Annotated in this window: 16 protein-coding genes; 7 read left to right on the top strand and 9 right to left on the bottom strand. The window is 56.0% G+C overall.

The window, feature by feature from the left end:
- Positions 1–193: 193 nt before the first annotated feature.
- From ACXAGA_RS00810 to kynU, 3 genes are all read right to left on the bottom strand, one after another.
- Complete coding sequence (locus ACXAGA_RS00810; RefSeq protein ID WP_475115625.1) at positions 194–2,419, bottom strand: xanthine dehydrogenase family protein molybdopterin-binding subunit; 2,226 nt, start codon at positions 2,417–2,419, stop codon at positions 194–196.
- Positions 2,420–2,422: 3 nt separating this feature from the next.
- Complete coding sequence (locus ACXAGA_RS00805) at positions 2,423–2,887, bottom strand: (2Fe-2S)-binding protein (protein WP_475115624.1); 465 nt, start codon at positions 2,885–2,887, stop codon at positions 2,423–2,425.
- A gap of 73 nt (positions 2,888–2,960) precedes the next feature.
- Entirely contained in the window at positions 2,961–4,154 is a 1,194-nt protein-coding gene (kynU, locus tag ACXAGA_RS00800; protein ID WP_475115623.1) for a kynureninase, read from the bottom strand.
- Between the two features lie 92 nt (positions 4,155–4,246).
- Here kynU and ACXAGA_RS00795 point away from each other — a divergent pair, with 92 nt between their 5' ends.
- From ACXAGA_RS00795 to ACXAGA_RS00780, 4 genes are all read left to right on the top strand, one after another.
- A complete protein-coding gene (locus tag ACXAGA_RS00795; protein WP_475115622.1) occupies positions 4,247–4,699 on the top strand; it encodes a methyltransferase family protein in 453 nt (150 codons plus the stop codon).
- 130 nt (positions 4,700–4,829) lie between these two features.
- Positions 4,830–6,401 (top strand): Re/Si-specific NAD(P)(+) transhydrogenase subunit alpha, encoded by a 1,572-nt coding sequence (locus ACXAGA_RS00790; protein WP_475115621.1) that lies wholly within the window; start codon positions 4,830–4,832, stop codon positions 6,399–6,401.
- A 13-nt stretch (positions 6,402–6,414) separates the two neighbouring features.
- The gene (locus tag ACXAGA_RS00785; protein WP_475115620.1) at positions 6,415–7,848 is read left to right on the top strand and encodes an NAD(P)(+) transhydrogenase (Re/Si-specific) subunit beta; all 1,434 of its coding nucleotides are present in this window, start codon (positions 6,415–6,417) and stop codon (positions 7,846–7,848) included.
- Between the two features lie 174 nt (positions 7,849–8,022).
- Positions 8,023–8,598 carry a YceI family protein gene (locus ACXAGA_RS00780; RefSeq protein ID WP_475115619.1) on the top strand — a complete coding sequence of 192 codons (576 nt, stop codon included), beginning with the start codon at positions 8,023–8,025 and terminating at the stop codon, positions 8,596–8,598.
- 53 nt (positions 8,599–8,651) lie between these two features.
- On the opposite strand, the gene ACXAGA_RS00775 is transcribed toward ACXAGA_RS00780, so the two are convergent.
- The 6 genes from ACXAGA_RS00775 to ACXAGA_RS00750 all read right to left on the bottom strand — a co-directional run bounded on the left by ACXAGA_RS00775 (position 8,652) and on the right by ACXAGA_RS00750 (position 12,927).
- Positions 8,652–9,509, bottom strand: a complete 858-nt coding sequence (locus tag ACXAGA_RS00775) for an energy transducer TonB (RefSeq protein ID WP_475115618.1) — start codon at positions 9,507–9,509, stop codon at positions 8,652–8,654.
- Positions 9,506–9,895, bottom strand: a complete 390-nt coding sequence (locus tag ACXAGA_RS00770) for an ExbD/TolR family protein (protein ID WP_475115617.1) — start codon at positions 9,893–9,895, stop codon at positions 9,506–9,508. Before ACXAGA_RS00770 ends, ACXAGA_RS00775 begins: the two co-directional genes overlap by 4 nt.
- 4 nt (positions 9,896–9,899) lie before the next feature.
- Positions 9,900–10,280: an ExbD/TolR family protein gene (locus ACXAGA_RS00765; RefSeq protein ID WP_475115616.1), complete on the bottom strand. Its 381-nt coding sequence runs from the start codon at positions 10,278–10,280 to the stop codon at positions 9,900–9,902.
- Positions 10,280–10,921, bottom strand: a complete 642-nt coding sequence (locus tag ACXAGA_RS00760) for a MotA/TolQ/ExbB proton channel family protein (RefSeq protein WP_475115615.1) — start codon at positions 10,919–10,921, stop codon at positions 10,280–10,282. The genes ACXAGA_RS00765 and ACXAGA_RS00760 overlap by 1 nt, the downstream gene beginning before the upstream one ends.
- A gap of 136 nt (positions 10,922–11,057) precedes the next feature.
- Positions 11,058–12,242, bottom strand: a complete 1,185-nt coding sequence (locus ACXAGA_RS00755) for a cytochrome b/b6 domain-containing protein (protein ID WP_475115614.1) — start codon at positions 12,240–12,242, stop codon at positions 11,058–11,060.
- 91 nt (positions 12,243–12,333) lie between these two features.
- Positions 12,334–12,927, bottom strand: coding sequence for a pseudouridine synthase (locus ACXAGA_RS00750; protein WP_475115613.1), 594 nt, complete (start codon positions 12,925–12,927; stop codon positions 12,334–12,336).
- Positions 12,928–13,216: 289 nt separating this feature from the next.
- On the opposite strand from ACXAGA_RS00750, the gene ACXAGA_RS00745 reads away from it, so the two are divergent.
- The 3 genes from ACXAGA_RS00745 to ACXAGA_RS00735 all read left to right on the top strand — a co-directional run bounded on the left by ACXAGA_RS00745 (position 13,217) and on the right by ACXAGA_RS00735 (position 17,038).
- Positions 13,217–14,389 (top strand): type III PLP-dependent enzyme, encoded by a 1,173-nt coding sequence (locus ACXAGA_RS00745; protein ID WP_475115612.1) that lies wholly within the window; start codon positions 13,217–13,219, stop codon positions 14,387–14,389.
- A gap of 134 nt (positions 14,390–14,523) precedes the next feature.
- Entirely contained in the window at positions 14,524–15,807 is a 1,284-nt protein-coding gene (locus ACXAGA_RS00740) for a DUF3422 family protein (protein WP_475115611.1), read from the top strand.
- Positions 15,808–15,874: 67 nt separating this feature from the next.
- Complete coding sequence (locus ACXAGA_RS00735) at positions 15,875–17,038, top strand: M20 aminoacylase family protein (RefSeq protein ID WP_475115610.1); 1,164 nt, start codon at positions 15,875–15,877, stop codon at positions 17,036–17,038.
- Positions 17,039–17,062: the final 24 nt, after the last annotated feature.

Below are 17,062 nucleotides of genomic sequence, written 5' to 3'. Positions count from 1 at the left end.
TCTCACTCTTTCAGCTGTGCGCGATTCGATACGCGCAACTATCCGTTTGAGTTGGTTATGCCTATTCGGTTGGGCGGTACTTTGGGCCTTAGGTGGCGAATTTGGGGCAGCGCCCGCCCGAATGTGGCAACAATAAGTCGGTGAAGCCAAAACATTGCGGGCGGACGTAAATAAACTGTTTCCAAAACAGTGGTTAAATCAAAAGCGAATAATCTAATCCCAGAGGCAACCTGCGGGCGCGTTGGCCGGTAAGATCGAACAGCGCATTCGCCAATGCTGGGGCCGCAGGTGGCGTCCCCGGTTCGCCAACACCGCTAATGCCATCGGCATTTTCTAGAATGGCGACTTCAATTGCGGGGGTGTTGTGCATCCGCAACCCGTCGTAGTCGGGGAAATTCCATTGATCGACTTCGCCGTCTGTGAATGTGATCTGACCGTTCACGGCGGCCGATAGCCCGAAAATGCTGCCGCCCATCATTTGTGCCTGAATGATGTTGGGATCCAGCGCCGTGCCAGGATCGCACGCAATCCACATCTTTTCGATTTTGATGCCAGCATCGGTATCGCGCACTTCGACGACTTGGGCGACGGGCGTGCCAAAGCTGTAGGTAAAGCTTACGCCTCGTCCGATGCCATTGGGCGTTTGACCCGTCCAGCCAGACATGTCGCGCACCTTTTCGATCACCGCAGCGCTGGGCGCGTGTTCGCGGCGGGCCAGTTCCAACCGGACGTCTAGCGGGTCGCGGCCCGCGGCATGGGCCAGTTCATCGACGAAACAGTCAAAGAAAAATCCGCCATAGGATGCGCCGACAGACCGCCAGAACCCGACGGGCACATCCAAATCGGCCAGATAACCGCGGGTGCGATAGTTGGGAATGCCATAGGGTTGATCGGCCACACCCGCCGTCAGTTCGGCATCAGGACCACCCATTTCACGGCCCAGCCAGCGCGCCATTGCCTGATGCGATGGCGAAGGCGCCGCAATCTGTGCATCCAGCGCGGTGATTTCGCCACCATCCACTTTGCCCGTCATGCGGGCCATCGCGGCGGGGCGGTAAAAATCGTGGCGCATGTCTTCTTCGCGGCTCCACGTCACCAGAACAGGTGTATCGGGAACCTCGCGGGCGACGCGGGCGGCCAGAACGGCAAAATCGACCTCGCCTCGGCGACCAAAGCCGCCGCCCATCAGCATCGTGTGGACGGTGACCTGTTCGGGGTCCAGCCCAACGGCATCGGCGCACCAGTTACGGATCAATATCGGGCCTTGGTTAGGGGACCAGACCTCTAACGCGTCGCCTGTGAATTTGGCAGCGGTGGTCATCGGCTCCATCGTGGCGTGGGCCAGAAACGGGACCGAATATTCCGCGCTGATCGTATCGCCAGATGCCGCGTCGATATCGCCATCGTTACGGCCCGTGCTGTTGGGGGATGTATCGAATGCCTCGGCTATTTTTGCCATCTGCGCGTCGGTGTCCGCAGGGTAGGGCGCATCGTCCCATTCGACGCGCACGGCGTCAGCCGCCTGAAATGCGAGCCAAGTGTTCGTCGCAACCACCGCAAACCCTGTGCCTAGATCGATGATCTTTTCCACGCCATCCATCAAAATCGCGTCCGATGGATCAAAGCTGCGCATGGTGCTGCGTTTGGGGGACATTTTCACGGTTGCGAATTTCATTCCCGGCGCGCGGAAATCTATGCCGAATGTCGCCGTGCCCGTGGATTTGCCGACCATATCGGTGCGCGGCTGCGATTTGCCCAAGGTTTTCCATTCAGATGGGTCGCGCAGGGTCACGTTGCGCGGTTTCAACTGCGCGGCTGCGGGCGCAAGATCGATATAGGCTAGCCGAGTGCCATCAGGGGCAATGACGGCCCCGTTTTCCGTTGTCAGGTCTGCGGATTTGACGCCCAGTTGGTCGGCGGCGGCGTCTTTTAGCATTTCGCGGGCGGCGGCGCCTGCTTCGCGCATTTTGACGAAACCATCGCGGGTAGAGGTCGAACCGCCGGTGACCTGTAGGTCTAGGAATTTCGCGGCGTTGCCTAGGAAATGCGCGGCGTCGTCTTGCCACGGTTTGCGTTTGTAATCCGTCACAGGAAACGCGGCACCTAATAGAGCCTGATTGAAATACGCTTTGGCGGCGGGTCCGTGGATGACTTTGATGTCTGACAAAGCGACATCCAATTCTTCTGCCACTAGGGCGGGCAGGGTCGTGTGAACGCCTTGGCCCATTTCGGCACGCGGCGCGACCAGAGTGATTCCGTCTGCGTTGATAATCACAAACGGGTTCAGCGCACCGTCGTCTGGGTTTAGCGGGTTGGGCGGCGTTTGGGTCAATTTATAAAACCCGAATGCCGCGCCGCCCGTGACGGCGACGGCCCCAAACAGAAACGTGCGGCGGGCGATTTTACCGATGTTGGCCATGTCTTACGCCCCCTGAATACGCGCGGCGGCGTCTTTGATCGCGGCGCGAATGCGCGGGTAAGTGCCACAGCGGCACAAGTTGCCCATCATGGCATCGTCGATGTCCTGATCGGTTGGTGTTGGGATTTGCTCCAACAGGCTGGCGGCCTGCATGATCTGGCCCGACTGGCAATATCCGCATTGCGCAACCTGATGATCAATCCATGCGGCCTGAATATGCGCTAGGTTGTCAGGGGTTCCGACGCCTTCGATCGTGGTGATATCGCCCCACACGTCGGCAACGGCGACTTGGCAGGACCGAACGGCCTCTCCATCTATGTGGACGGTGCAGGCGCCGCAAGCTGCAACGCCGCAGCCGAATTTCGTGCCTGTCATGTTCAGTTCATCGCGCAGCACCCACAATAGCGGGACGGTGTCGGGCGATGTGACGGTCTGGGTTTTGCCGTTGATCGTCAGTGTGCGGGCCATCTTTGCCTCCGTTGCCTAGATCCAATGGCAAAGATGGTGCGCCTAATGCATTACGTCAATCTGACGGCGCGTTTCACGTAACGGCAGCCTTGTTCTGATATTTCGGATCGTCCCATGCGCGGGTGGCCATGACCTCTGCGATGATATCAATCGCCGCGGCAATGTCCGTGTCATTGATATATAACGGAGTGATCCCGAACCGCATGATATTCGGCGCACGGAAATCGCCGACCACGCCGCGATCAATCAGAGCCTGAATGGCGGCATACCCATGTTCAAAGGCGAATGACACTTGGCTACCGCGCTGTTGCGGGTCGGATGGGCTGTATAGCGTCAGGTCAGGGCAACGTTGCAGAACGCCATCTATAAACTGCTGCGACAGTTCAATGGACCGCGCGCGCAGGTCGTACATATCGACACCGTCCCAAACGTCCAATGCGGCGTCCAATGCTGCCAGCGCCAAAACAGGGGGCGTGCCACAGCGCATGCGATCAATGCCGTCGCCCGCGCGATAATCCAAATCGAACGCAAAGGGCGATTCATGTCCCATCCATCCCGACAGGGCAGGGCGGCAGTGTTCGGCCAAATCGGGGCGCACATAGATAAAGGCAGGCGCACCGGGTCCGCCGTTCAGGAATTTATAGGTGCATCCCACCGCGAAATCTGCGGGCACTGCCGTGACATCAACAGGAACCGCGCCCGCAGAATGGGCCAGATCCCAGATCACCATTGCGCCTTTTTGGTGGGCGCGTTCCACAATGGCGGCCATGTCATGACGGCGGCCTGATCTGTAATCAACCTCGGTTATCATGACGACGGCGACATCGGTGTCGATCCTGTCCAACACGTCCGTAGGGGCGGGCGTTTCCAAAAGGTGGCCTTGGTTCAGGGTGTCGATGATGCCTTGGGCCATGTAGAGATCGGACGGGAAATTCCCGCTGTCTGATAAAATCACGCGGCGATCTGGACGCAACGCCAGCGCAGAGGCCAGCGCCTGATGCACCTTGATCGACAGCGTGTCGCCCATGACGACCGATCCCGCTGGCGCTCCGATCAAACGGCCAACACGGTCGCCGATTGTGCGCGGTTCCATGAACCAGCCCGCTTTGTTCCAGCCAGTGATCAACATCTGCCCCCATTCGTTTTGCAAACGGTGGGCCATGCGGTCTGTGGCGGCGCGTGGCAGCGGCCCCAATGAATTGCCATCCAGATAGATGACGCCATCGGGCAGATCGAACATGTCGCGGGTGTGTGAAAAATCAGTCATACCGAATGGAAATATCGCCCGCGTCAAAAAGACAACCCATCACATCGCGGAAAATAGGTGACTTTGGCGTCATCTACGGACAATCGTTGGGTATGTTAAAACAATTAGATATTCCCCCCGTCTGGTTTGCCATCGCGTTGTCGATTGTTGCAACCATCGCCCGTTTCGATCCTGACGATTTGTCGATCAAACACCCCGTCACCGATCTGATCGCGGGGCTATGTATCGGCGCAGGGTTGATCCTGATTATTTTGGCCTTGATCGAGATGCGGAAACACAAAACGACCTTTATGCCGCACGGACAACCAGAGGCCTTGGTACAAAATGGAATATTCCGACGTAGCCGAAACCCAATTTATTTGGGGGATACTTTGGTCTTGCTAGGTTTAACGCTACGTTTTGATGCCGCCGTGGCAATGCCGATCGTTCCGCTATTCGCGCTGTTCATAGAAAAACGTTTTATTTTGAAGGAAGAAGAACGCCTTCGCAGAAAATTTCGTGCTGCATATGCAGCATATTGCAACAAAGTCCGCCGCTGGTTGTGAGCGGTAACGTATCTAATGTGAGCGCTAAACCTCCGTTGTATACAAATGCATACGTTAAATAGGGTGCTTGTGAAATATTATTGCTTTGGGTATGCGGTTCGGGATGAGGAAATTTTAAGGGGGATTGTCCGTGAAAATCGGCGCACCTAAAGAGATACTCGAAGGCGAAAACCGTGTCGCAATGACACCAGCCTCGGCCAAAGATCTCCAAAAGCTTGGATATGAATGTGTTATTGAATCCGGAGCTGGCGTAAACGCCGGCTTTGCGGATGCCATGTACGAAGCTGCAGGCGTAGAAGTCGTTAAGACTGCGGCAGCGTTGTTCAAGGCAGTAGACATTGTTGCAAAGGTTCGTATTCCGACCGACGCAGAACTGAAACGCCTGCGCAAAGACCAGACGTTGATCACGTTCTTCAACCCTGGCGCGAACGAAGAAGGCCTGAAACTGGCTGCCGAAAAAGGCGCAAGCGTTATCGCGATGGAAATGGTTCCACGTATTTCGCGCGCGCAGAAAATGGATGCTTTGTCGTCCATGGCAAACATCGCCGGCTACCGCGCTGTAATTGAGGCGGGCAACAACTTTGGTCGTTTCTTCACCGGTCAGGTGACTGCTGCGGGTAAAGTTCCACCAGCCAAAGTTCTGATCGTGGGTGCAGGTGTTGCCGGTCTGGCAGCCATCGGTACCTCGACGTCGCTGGGCGCAATTACGCTGGCATTTGATGTTCGCCCCGAAGTGGCCGAACAAGTCGAATCGATGGGCGCTGAATTCGTTTATCTGGACTTCGAAGAAGAACAGCAGGACGGCGCAGCAACGGGTGGTTACGCATCGGTTCAGTCCGAAGAATTCCGTAACGCTCAGCTGAAAAAGTTCCGCGAACTGGCCCCAGAGGTCGATATCGTGATCACCACCGCGCTGATCCCGAACCGCGAAGCCCCAGAGCTGTGGACCGAAGACATGGTTCAGGCCATGAAACCGGGTTCGGTTATTGTTGACCTTGCGGCTGAAAAAGGCGGCAACTGTAAACTGACCGTCAAAGACGAAAAAATCGTGACCGAAAACGGCGTGACCATCATTGGCTACACCGATTTCCCATCGCGTATGGCTGCACAGGCATCGACTCTGTACGCAACCAACATTCGTCACATGATGACCGACCTGACGCCAGAAAAAGACGGCGTTGTGAACCACAACATGGAAGACGACGTTATCCGTTCGTCCACCGTGACCCATCAGGGCGAAATCACATTCCCACCGCCTCCTTTGAAAGTTCAGGCAATCGCGGCGAAAAGCCAAGAAAAGCCAAAAGAGCTGACTCCAGAGGAAAAGAAAGCTAAAGAAGCCGCTGCGTTCAAAGCGCAGACCAAACAGCAGGCAATCCTGCTGGGTGTTGGCGGCGCGCTGATGCTGTTCGCGGGTCTGTTCGCACCTGCGTCGTTCATGCAGCACTTTATCGTGTTCGTTCTGTCCGTATTCATCGGTTTCCAAGTTATTTGGAACGTAGCGCATTCGCTGCACACACCGCTGATGGCTGTGACCAACGCGATTTCGTCGATCATCATTCTGGGCGCCCTGATGCAAATCGGATCGGGTTCGGCTCTCGTGATTATCTTGGCTGCCCTGTCGGTCTTTATGGCTGGCATCAACATCTTTGGCGGCTTCCTTGTGACTCGACGCATGCTTGCCATGTTCCAGAAATCCTAAGGAGTAGAGGACTATGGATTACGGATTTACTATTGCGGCCTACGTCGTCGCAGCTGTTCTTTTCATCCTTTCCTTGGGTGGTTTGTCTGGCCAAGAAAGCGCAAAGCGCGCTGTTTGGTATGGTATCGTCGGTATGGCGCTGGCCGTTGCGGCAACGCTGGTTGGCCCGGGCTCCGGCTTGTGGCTGCTGTCGATCGTTCTGATCGCGGCAGGCGGTGTGATCGGTTACTACGTTGCGAAAAAGGTCCAGATGACCGAAATGCCGCAACTGGTTGCTGCGATGCACAGTCTTGTTGGTCTGGCCGCGGTTTTCGTTGGCTTTATCGCGCACATCGAACTGGGCCGCGTTGCGGCAATGGACGATACCGCACGCAAAGCATTGGAAGGTTTCGCAGCGCTGATCGCAAAGAAAGACGCTGTCGAAATCAACATCCTGCGTGTTGAACTGTTCCTTGGTATCTTTATCGGTGCTGTCACCTTTACCGGTTCGGTCATCGCCTATGGCAAACTGGCTGGCAAAGTGACGTCGAAAGCAGAAAAACTGCCGGGTGGTCACATCCTGAACGCTGGCGCGGCTGCTCTGTCGGTTATCTGCCTTGTTTGGTACTTCAACACTGGCGCGATGTTGCCACTCGCGATCATGACTGCGGCTGCCCTGTTCATCGGTTACCACCTGATCATGGGTATCGGCGGCGCTGACATGCCTGTTGTTGTGTCGATGCTGAACTCGTATTCGGGTTGGGCTGCGGCTGCGATTGGTTTCAGCCTTGGCAACGACCTGCTGATCGTTGTTGGTGCGCTGGTTGGTTCGTCCGGTGCGATCCTGTCCTACATCATGTGTAAGGCGATGAACCGTTCGTTCGTTTCGGTTATCCTTGGTGGTTTCGGCGGTACTGCAGGCCCAGCAATGGAAGTCGAAGGCGAACAGGTTGCAATCGACTCTGACGGTGTTGCACAGGCTCTGGATGATGCAGACAGCATCATCATCATCCCAGGCTACGGTATGGCCGTTGCTCAGGCTCAGCAGTCGGTTTCCGAACTGACCAAACGTCTGCGCGCCAAAGGCAAAAACGTTCGCTTTGCAATCCACCCTGTTGCGGGTCGTCTGCCAGGCCACATGAACGTTCTGCTGGCCGAAGCCAAAGTGCCTTACGACATCGTTCTGGAAATGGACGAAATCAACGAAGATTTCCCAGAAACAGACGTAGCGATCGTTATCGGTTCGAACGACATCGTGAACCCAGCGGCCCAAGAGGATCCGAATTCCCCAATCGCGGGTATGCCGGTTCTGGAATGCTGGAAAGCGAAACAGGTGTTCGTATCCAAACGTGGTCAGGGCACTGGCTATTCGGGCATCGAAAACCCGCTGTTCTACAAAGAGAACACCCGCATGTTCTATGGCGACGCGAAAAAGTCGCTGGATGAATTGCTGACCAAAATTCAGTAAATCACCTGCAAATCGAAAAAGCCCCGCAATCGCGGGGCTTTTTTATGCGCAACGAAATATTGGTCGCGCTATTGTGCATTGTTCAACAGAAGTTGTTATTTCTAGCCAATTGAGTGAACAGGTCTTTTGATACATCCTTTGGTCATACCCTCTTCCAAATGGATAGTTAGTAAAATGAAAAAACTTCTTCTGACCTCGGCTGTGTTTGCCGGCCTGACCACTGCAGCCTTTGCTGAAACCGTAGAATACACCGTAGACAGCAGCCACGCGCAGGTTGTGTTTGACTACAACCACCTTGGTTTCTCGACCACCACTGGCATGTTCTCGGGCTTTACCGGCACCATCAACTTTGACGCCGAAGATCCTGCAGCATCGTCTGTTGCCATCGAAATCCCAGCGGCTAGCCTGATCACTGGTTGGGACGCACGCGACGCCCACTTCCTGACCGACGATTTCTTTGGTGCCGAAGCTGCGCCTCTGATCACTTTCGTGTCGACTGGCATCGAAGTGACCGGCGAAAACACTGGCCTGATCACTGGCGACCTGACCGTAAACGGTATGACCAAAGAGGTCGTTCTGGACACCGTGATGACCCAGATGGCGGATCACCCAATGCAGAACGTTCCATGGGTTGGCTTTAACGCGACCACCACTTTGGTTCGTTCTGATTTCGACATGGGCAACTTTGCACCATACGTCAGCGACGAAGTCGAAGTCGCGATCTCGATCGAGGCAATGGCTGCAGAATAATCTGCGAACCATCTGATTTTAGGCCGTCCAAAGCGATGCTTTGGGCGGTCTTTTTATTCAAAGGCGATGGGCAAATTGAAACTGTAGACAGGATCGGTCAAAACATCGGGCGCTGACCGATATCGGGCCGATTGCGCGGCGTTGACGGCGGCTTGATCCAGTGCTGCGTTGCCAGAGCTTTGTTTGATCGAGACCGATTGCAGGGCCCCCGTCCGCGAAATGCTAAGCGTCAGGACAACGCGCCCTGTGACCCCGCGTGCATTGCTGGGTACCCGTTTTCGGCGTTCGACGGCATTGCGAATCCTTGCGCCCCAATCCGCCATCGCGCTGGCCCGTTCGGCATTCGATATTGCCGGTGCGTCGTTGGCGATTGTGCCTGCGTTCGTTCCTCCACCCGAACCCGAGGCCGTTTGCGATACATTCGGCGCGGCTGGCCGTTGCGGCGTCGGCGCGGTCCGTTGCGGCGTTGGGTCGGGGCGTTCCATCAAATTTGCGGGACGCGCAGCAGGACGAGGGTCATCCGCCGTGGCCGTATTTACGGTTGGCCGCTGCGGCGTGCTGGGCTGGGTTGCGATGGTCGGCGCTGTTGGTAACGGCAAAACGTTCATCGGCGCGGTTGGCGCTGCGGGGGCAGTGGGCGCTACCATTGGTGTCATCGGGGCATTGGCCGCAAAATCAGGGGCGGTGAACTGCGGCATTTGCGGGGTGATTGCAGGGTCAGGCGGGGTTTCCCATTCCGCGACCAATTCCACTATGTTTTCCCCAGCAGACACCAGCGTTATCGCCGTGGTGCCGTCCGAACCAGATGACATTTGACCACCAATGTCATCGTGCAAAATCCAGGATGCAGCGCCCAGATGCAGCCCCAATGCTGTCGTGCCCCAAAACAAAAAACGCGCTGTGGTTTTCATCGCGCTGTGACCACTTCGATCGATGACATGCCATGCTGGGCCATGCGTGCCAGAAACCGCGCCACTTCAACGGCTGCGGTGTTTTTATCCGCGCGCAATGTGCCAGTATCGCATGTGTCGCCCGCGCATAGGGCGGCCACATAGGCATTTTCGGCCTCTGTGCCGATTAGGGTGTCGAAATAGATCGTCCCAGCCTGATCCATATACAGCGTTGTGTCTTGGGCCGCTTTTTCGTCGGAGTTGGATGTGGGCAGCTCCACATCCACCACATGCTGCGGCGCGATGCGGGCGGTTAACAGGAAAAAGATCAGCAGCAAAAACACCACGTTGATCATAGGGATCACGCTTTCAAACGGTCGGCGTTTTGGGGGCTGGGCAAATTTCATTGATCTATTCCACCAAAACCACGTTGGTAAAATTGGCCGTGCCCAAAGCATCGATGATTTGGAGGACGCGTTCTAGATCCGCACCGTCCACGGGGCGCAGTACGATCACATCGTTCGGCGCTGAAACAAGGCCGGCGATTTGGCTATTCAGAACGTCTAGGGTCGTATCGATCCCGTTTAACTGGATGCGATCGGTGGTGACCGAAATCAGACGCGGCGGGCCGGAATAGGATGATGTCCCGCCCGAAGACAGCCCCAAAGGTACCGCCATATCCAACCCGAACCGCGACACCAGCATGAAAAAGATCAGCAGCAAAAACACCACATCAATCATGGGTGTCAGGCTGATTTTTCTACGGGGTCTGGGTTGGGCGAAATCGAACATCAGGTGCCTGATTTGCTGGCGTAGACAAAGACGCGTGTGGCGCCGTCTTCGATTTCGTGACGAATACGGTCAGAGATGCCTTCGAACCACGTTAGGAAAATGGACGCAGGAATTGCGATGCCCATGCCGAAGGCGGTGGTCAACAGGGCCTCCCAGATGCCGCCAGCCAGATCGGATGGATCGGCTGATGATCCGGCCTGTTGCAGCGCCTGAAAGGCGTCGATCATGCCGACGACTGTGCCCAATAGCCCCAGCAACGGCGCGATCGTAGCGATCAGTTCCAATGGGCGCAGTCCCGAACGGGTCCGTTCCAGATATGAAACGGCAAATCGTTCGGTTTCTTCGCGGGCGGCTGTTTCGGACAATTCGGCGGATAGCCTAGTTTTCATCGCGTAATGGATGATCCGTGCCCGCAATGTGCTGCGCGTTGCCAATGTGGCCAAGGCTTGATCGACATTGCCTGCCTCCATGGCGGCAAGCGATTGCGATGTTATGCGGCTACCGGACCATGCGCCCAGTGTGACCAGTTGGGACACTTTCCACAGAATGATCGCGACCATGGCGACCGATAGTGCAGTTAAGGCCCAGATCGATGGTCCAGCGTCAAAAAGTCGGGATAAAACGTCAGAGATATTGGCCATTGTCGCGCCTGTTTAGGTGGGGACTTTGGGGGGCTTTGCCCAAAGAAAACGGTCATTTGGCGCGGACCTTAACGGCTTGATCTGTCCCTGTACAGAAGCGACGGGGCAAAGCGGCGGCGCCTTGCCCCTGTCATGATTATCGGGTTGCGGTGACGTTTACATCAACGATGACGGCGAACCCCACGGTGCCTTCGTCGGTGTATCCTGCGCCCATGCCGAAATCGCGGCGATCCAGCGCGGCGGTGCCTGTCATTTGTGCCTGATCGCCATCGACTGTCAGGTCGAATTCCAACTCAACCGGCACCGTTTGACCAACCAAAGTCAGTGTTCCAGTCGCGATATGCGCAGTCCCGTCAACGCGTGAAATATCGGCGGTAAAGACAGCTGTTTGATAGTTTGACGTATCAAAGAATTCCGCGCCTTTTGCCTGATCGGTGACAGATCCCAACGTCAGCGTGGACGTGTCGATGGTCACTTCGGTCTGGCCGATGCCTGTGGTTGGATCGTAGTCGATGCTGGCGGTCCAGTCAGGCAATTGGCCCGTGACCTGCGCGCCCATCTGGATCACGGTAAAATCGATGGTGCCCGATTGGACTTGCCATTCGCCAGCGGTTTCGGCGGACGCCATGGGGGCAGGCGCAGCGTTGGTTTCTTCGGCGGTGATGAACGGGATTGCGATAATCGCGGCAAACACAGCCAACGTTGCTGCAGCGGATACCGTGTGGATCCATCCTGCAGGCTTTGCACCAGATGTCGGGGCGGCTGATTTGCCATGTGCCATGCGCGCCAATGTTGCATCGCGGTCGATGATCGCGTGTTTCAATGCACCGAGGATATGTGCAGCAAGGCTGGCATACAGGACATAAGATGCAAGCATGTGGATAAAGCCCGCGCTATGCGCAACGGTTTCCGATTTAGGCACAAACGGCAGGTTCTGACCAAATGGCCATAGAATAGGGGCAAAGCCTGTTTCCGCAGCATGCATGATCCAGCCCGACAAAGGCATCACAAACATCGCCGCATATAGCGCCCAGTGCACGGTTTCTGCGGCCAGCGTTTCTAATGTGCGGTCAGGGTGCAGGGCCGCTGGTTTCGGTTGGCTGATTGCCCAGACGACGCGGATAATGGCCAAAAACAGAACCGTTATTCCGATCGTTTTATGAACCGAATACAAACGTTGCAGGAATTCGGCGGTATCGGCGGACCTTTCGGTATTGCCACCGATCAGGCCCAACACCAGCGCGATTATAATCAGCAAAGCTATCGTCCAATGCAGCGCTCGGGAAACGCTGCCATATTGGGATGGGGAATTTGTAATCATCGGAGGGACTCGGGTTATGAAAATACCCCTTAACGATAGCCCAAATCCGTTATTCTGACACCTTGCGCTTATTCACAGCGCCTGTGCGCGGTCAGTATTTGCGTTTGAAAGGACGGCGGATTTTGGCGGCTGGCGCGGGTACAGTGATTTCGCGCCATTCGCCCGGGGCGAGGCTGGTAACAGTCCAGTCCGCTATTGACCAACGGACCAACCGCAGCGTTGGAAACCCGATGGCGGCGGTCATGCGGCGGACCTGACGGTTGCGGCCTTCGGTGATGGTCAGTTCGATCCATGTGTCGGGCACTGATTTGCGATACCGCACAGGGGGATCGCGTTCCCACAATGTCGGCGGCGTGATCAACCGCACCGCCGCGGGGCGGCAGGGGCCGTCTTTCAGTGTGATCCCGTCGCGCAGCGGCTGTAGGTCCGCGTCCGTTGGCGCCCCTTCGACCAAAGCCAGATAGGTTTTCGGCTCTTTGTATTTGGGATTGCTGATCGCGGCCTGTAGCGGGCCGTTGTCCGTCAGCAACAATAACCCTTCGCTATCACGGTCCAATCGGCCCGCAGGGTAGACGCGCGAGGGCAATCCGAATTCCGATAGCGTTCGGCGCGGCGTTGGATTTTTCGCATCCGTGAACTGCGTCAGAACGTCGAAGGGTTTGTTAAATAGGATCAATCTGGCCATGGGGGTCTTGTATCCGAAACCCATATGAATGGCGAGAATTCGATTTGATCAAAAGTCCCTTAAAAACAAGGGATTTTGATCAAATTCAGTCTTTCGAAAAATAATTTGGTGTCGGATGAAAATAATCCTTGAAACGATTCACCAAATGCCCCAAATGCCCCCGCATAGACGCCAACGCACGCGCCTCTGGCCATGAGTAAATCCTCATGTGTTTACGTAGCGACGGTAACGTCTCCTAGAAAACTGGTCGGGACCAAAATTGGGACCGGGTCTTTTGGAGAGATGACCGATGACTGCAATGTTCGCTGGCGTTGTGCCGGCTTCCCGTATTTATGATCCTGCTCGTTTGGACGCATATGTTGCGTCGCGCGAATTCGACCGTCCGACCCTTGTGGTTGATGTTGACCGTGTCGAACTGCAGTACAACGCGCTGAAAGCAGGCCTGGGCCGCGCTGACATCCACTATGCTGTCAAAGCAAACCCAGCGACCGACGTTATTCACCGTCTGGTTCAGATCGGGTCGCACTTTGACGCCGCATCGCGTGCAGAAATCGAAATCTGCATGGGTCAGGGCGCGCGTCCTGAAACCATTTCGTTCGGCAACACCATCAAACGTGTCACCGACATCGCATGGGCATACGAGGCAGGCATCACCCTGTTCGCTGCCGACAGCGAAGAAGAGCTGGAAAAAATCGCAGAGCACGCGCCGAATTCGGACGTCTACATCCGTCTGATCGTCGAGGTTTCCCAAGCTGACTGGCCTCTGACCCGCAAATTCGGCTGCGACGGCGACACCGCGCTGCGTCTGCTGGACTATGCTAAATCGCTGGGCCTGAACCCTGTTGGTTTTTCGTTCCACGTTGGTTCGCAAACCCGTCAGGCGTCGATGTGGGCACCATCATTGGATGCGCTGGCGAAAATCTGGCACGCAGCAAAAGACGCAGGCCACGACCTGTCCTTGCTGAACATCGGCGGCGGTTTCCCTGCGTTCTATGACGAACCAATTCAGGCGCCGACCGATTATGCAGCGGCTGTTATGCAGATGGTCACCGAAAAATTCGGCCACGTCGAACGCATCATGGCAGAGCCAGGCCGCGGCATGGTTGCCGAAGCAGGCGTGATCGTATCCGAGGTTATGCTGGTGTCCCGTAAATCCGACCGTGACATGCACCGTTGGGTGTACCTGTCGATCGGCCGTTTCTCGGGTCTGGCAGAAACCGAAGGCGAAGCAATCCGCTATCGTTTCGAAACCGAACGTGATGGCGACCCGATGGGTCCATGCATTATGGCGGGTCCTTCGTGCGACAGCGCGGACGTTCTGTATGAAAAACGTCCGATGCCAATGCCAATGACCCTTAAATCGGGTGACCGCGTTTTGATCCGCAACACGGGCGCGTACACCTCTACCTACAGCTCGGTTTGCTTTAACGGCTTTCCCCCGCTGGACGTGGTTTGCATCTAACCACGAGACTGATCAAATCGGCACGCGGTATACCACCGTGTGCCGATAAACCATTGTAAATGCGACTTTATTACACTTGATTGACCTCGATTGTGGGGTACTGTGCATGCCTATATCTATAGGTAATGCAGCCCATGAATACCCCGATCCAAGACCACCCAATGCGCTATGCGCTGGCCAATGAACTCCATGCGCGCCCATTTCCCGTGGTCGAAGCGCCCGGTCGTGCGGCCTATCTGGCGCTAAAACCTGCCCAAAATGCAGCGGGCCGTGATCGCGACGCAGATCGGGCGCATCTGCTGGCATTGCTGGATCGTTTTGGCGTGGCGCACCCTGCGCCGGACGCGACCCATTATTTCGGACAAATCGGGCGTCATTGGCTGAAATGGGAAAGCCACACAGAATTCGTAACCTATACGATTTTCGGTCATGGCGTGGCGGATCGTCCCTATGATGCGGCGACCTTTAATATGTTTCCCGAAGACTGGTTACAGTCCGCACCGGGAACACGCATCACATCGGCGCTCATCCGGATTGAACCGATGAAAACCGACGTAGAAATCGCCGCTAAAACGAATGAATGGTTCGTACCCGAAAGCCTGGCCCTGAGCCGCGTTTTGGATGGCGAACTGGTTATCGCGGCTGATTTCAGGATCGATTCTGCGGGCCATATGCGGTTTGCGATATTCGCTGATCCCGACTGCGGGGCGCGCCGCATCGGCCGCGTGATGCAGCGTTTGTGCGAAATCGAAACCTATAAAACCATGTCCATGTTGGGGCTTGCCCGCGCGCGGCAGATCAGCGGCGAATTGGGCCGCCAAGAGGTCCGCCTGTCGGAACTGGTGACTGGCATGGCAAACGAAGAAATCGATGCCGCCGAAACATTGCAAGAATTGCTAGAGGTCTCGGCTGGGTTGGAACGTATGGTCGCCGAAACGTCGTTCCGTTTCGGGGCAACGGGGGCGTATGAAACCATCGTGCACCAGCGCATCGGTATTTTGCGTGAAGAACGGTTTGGTGGTCGGCAGACGTTTAGCGAATTTATGATGCGCCGTTTTGACCCGGCAATGCGCACCGTCAAATCCACCGAGGCGCGGCTGCATAGTTTGTCGGCACGGGCCATTCGTGCGGGCGAACTATTGCGGACCCGTGTCGATGTGGAACGATCCGCACAGAACCAAGCATTATTGAAAAGCATGGATGAACGGTCCGACGTGCAGTTGCGCCTACAGCGCACCGTCGAAGGTCTGTCCGTTGTCGCGATCAGCTATTACGCTGTGTCGTTGGTTTTATATGTTGTGGGGCCTGCTGAAAAAGTATTCGGGATCGCCAAATATTGGTTGGCTGCGGGGGTGACGCCTGTGGTCGTGATCTGCGTTTGGCTGATGTTGCGCCGCATCCAGAAAACGATGCACTGATGGGGCTTGCCCTTGGCTGGGCTTTCGGTCAGCCTGTGGAAAATTACGCGATAACCCGAGCCTGACTATGCCTGTAAAGAACAGATTTTCCGAATTGCACCGCGATATTACGTCGTGGCGCCGCGATCTGCATGAACACCCTGAAATTCTGTTTGAAACCCATCGCACGGCCAAAGTTGTGGCCGAAAAGCTGGCGGAATTCGGCTGTGATGACATTGTAACAGGGCTGGGCCGCACGGGTGTGGTTGGCGTGATCAAAGGCAAAACCGATACCAAAGGTATGGTCGTCGGGCTGCGCGCTGATATGGATGCTCTGCCCATTCTGGAAGAAACGGGTTTGCCATATGCGTCGAAAACCAAAGGCGCGATGCACGCCTGTGGCCACGATGGGCACACCGCGATGTTGTTGGGGGCGGCCCGTTATCTGGCCGAAACCCGCAATTTCGATGGGACTGTCGTGGTGATTTTCCAACCCGCCGAAGAAGGCGGCGGCGGCGGGCGCGAAATGTGCGAAGACGGTTTGATGGACCGCTGGAACATCCAAGAAGTCTATGGAATGCACAATTGGCCAGGTATTGAAACGGGACGGTTTGCCATTCGTTCGGGGTCGTTTTTTGCGGCAACAGATCAATTTACCATTCAAATTAATGGCCGCGGTGGACATGCTGCAAAACCGCATGAAACGGCTGATCCTGTGGTCGCATCGGCTCAAATCATTTCCGCGCTACAGTCGATTTCATCCCGAAATGTGGATCCTGTCGATCAGGTCGTTGTATCGGTCACGTCGGTTGAAACATCGTCCAAGGCATATAACGTGATCCCGTCTTCGGTCGAATTGCGCGGCACCGTGCGCACCCTGTCCAAAGATGTGCGCAAACTGGCCGAACAGCGTTTAACAGAAATCACAGAGCTGACCGCGCGTGCGATGGGGACCTCGGCCAACGTGAAATATCACCACGGCTATCCTGTGATGGTAAACCATGACGCTCAGACGGAATTCGCGGCAGATGTCGCGCGATCCGTAACGGGCGCATGTGATGAGGCGCCGTTGATCATGGGCGGAGAAGATTTCGCCTATATGTTAGAAGAACGCCCAGGGGCCTACATATTGGTCGGAAACGGCGATAGCGCGCCAGTGCACCATCCCGAATATAACTTTAATGACGACGCGATATTGGCAGGCTGTAGCTGGTGGGCCGAAATCGTTGAACAGCGCATGCCCGCAGCATGAGCCAAGGTTGCGCATTATTGTCGA

The sequence above is a fragment of the Marivivens sp. ABH4_498 genome (assembly GCF_056160585.1).
This window is presented reverse-complemented; position numbering and strand designations above follow the sequence as displayed.

What these genes read in the sequence shown, in the direction of transcription:
- ACXAGA_RS00740 (WP_475115611.1), top strand. Translation starts at nt 14,524, where the DNA reads ATGAATACCCCGATCCAAGACCACCCAATGCGCTATGCGCTGGCCAAT.
- kynU (WP_475115623.1), bottom strand. Translation starts at nt 4,154, where the DNA reads ATGACTGATTTTTCACACACCCGCGACATGTTCGATCTGCCCGATGGC.
- ACXAGA_RS00785 (WP_475115620.1), top strand. Translation starts at nt 6,415, where the DNA reads ATGGATTACGGATTTACTATTGCGGCCTACGTCGTCGCAGCTGTTCTT.
- ACXAGA_RS00745 (WP_475115612.1), top strand. Translation starts at nt 13,217, where the DNA reads ATGACTGCAATGTTCGCTGGCGTTGTGCCGGCTTCCCGTATTTATGAT.
- ACXAGA_RS00750 (WP_475115613.1), bottom strand. Translation starts at nt 12,927, where the DNA reads ATGGCCAGATTGATCCTATTTAACAAACCCTTCGACGTTCTGACGCAG.
- ACXAGA_RS00775 (WP_475115618.1), bottom strand. Translation starts at nt 9,509, where the DNA reads ATGAAAACCACAGCGCGTTTTTTGTTTTGGGGCACGACAGCATTGGGG.
- ACXAGA_RS00770 (WP_475115617.1), bottom strand. Translation starts at nt 9,895, where the DNA reads ATGAAATTTGCCCAGCCCCCAAAACGCCGACCGTTTGAAAGCGTGATC.
- ACXAGA_RS00795 (WP_475115622.1), top strand. Translation starts at nt 4,247, where the DNA reads ATGTTAAAACAATTAGATATTCCCCCCGTCTGGTTTGCCATCGCGTTG.
- ACXAGA_RS00810 (WP_475115625.1), bottom strand. Translation starts at nt 2,419, where the DNA reads ATGGCCAACATCGGTAAAATCGCCCGCCGCACGTTTCTGTTTGGGGCC.
- ACXAGA_RS00765 (WP_475115616.1), bottom strand. Translation starts at nt 10,280, where the DNA reads ATGTTCGATTTCGCCCAACCCAGACCCCGTAGAAAAATCAGCCTGACA.
- ACXAGA_RS00780 (WP_475115619.1), top strand. Translation starts at nt 8,023, where the DNA reads ATGAAAAAACTTCTTCTGACCTCGGCTGTGTTTGCCGGCCTGACCACT.
- ACXAGA_RS00805 (WP_475115624.1), bottom strand. Translation starts at nt 2,887, where the DNA reads ATGGCCCGCACACTGACGATCAACGGCAAAACCCAGACCGTCACATCG.
- ACXAGA_RS00755 (WP_475115614.1), bottom strand. Translation starts at nt 12,242, where the DNA reads ATGATTACAAATTCCCCATCCCAATATGGCAGCGTTTCCCGAGCGCTG.
- ACXAGA_RS00735 (WP_475115610.1), top strand. Translation starts at nt 15,875, where the DNA reads ATGCCTGTAAAGAACAGATTTTCCGAATTGCACCGCGATATTACGTCG.
- ACXAGA_RS00760 (WP_475115615.1), bottom strand. Translation starts at nt 10,921, where the DNA reads ATGGCCAATATCTCTGACGTTTTATCCCGACTTTTTGACGCTGGACCA.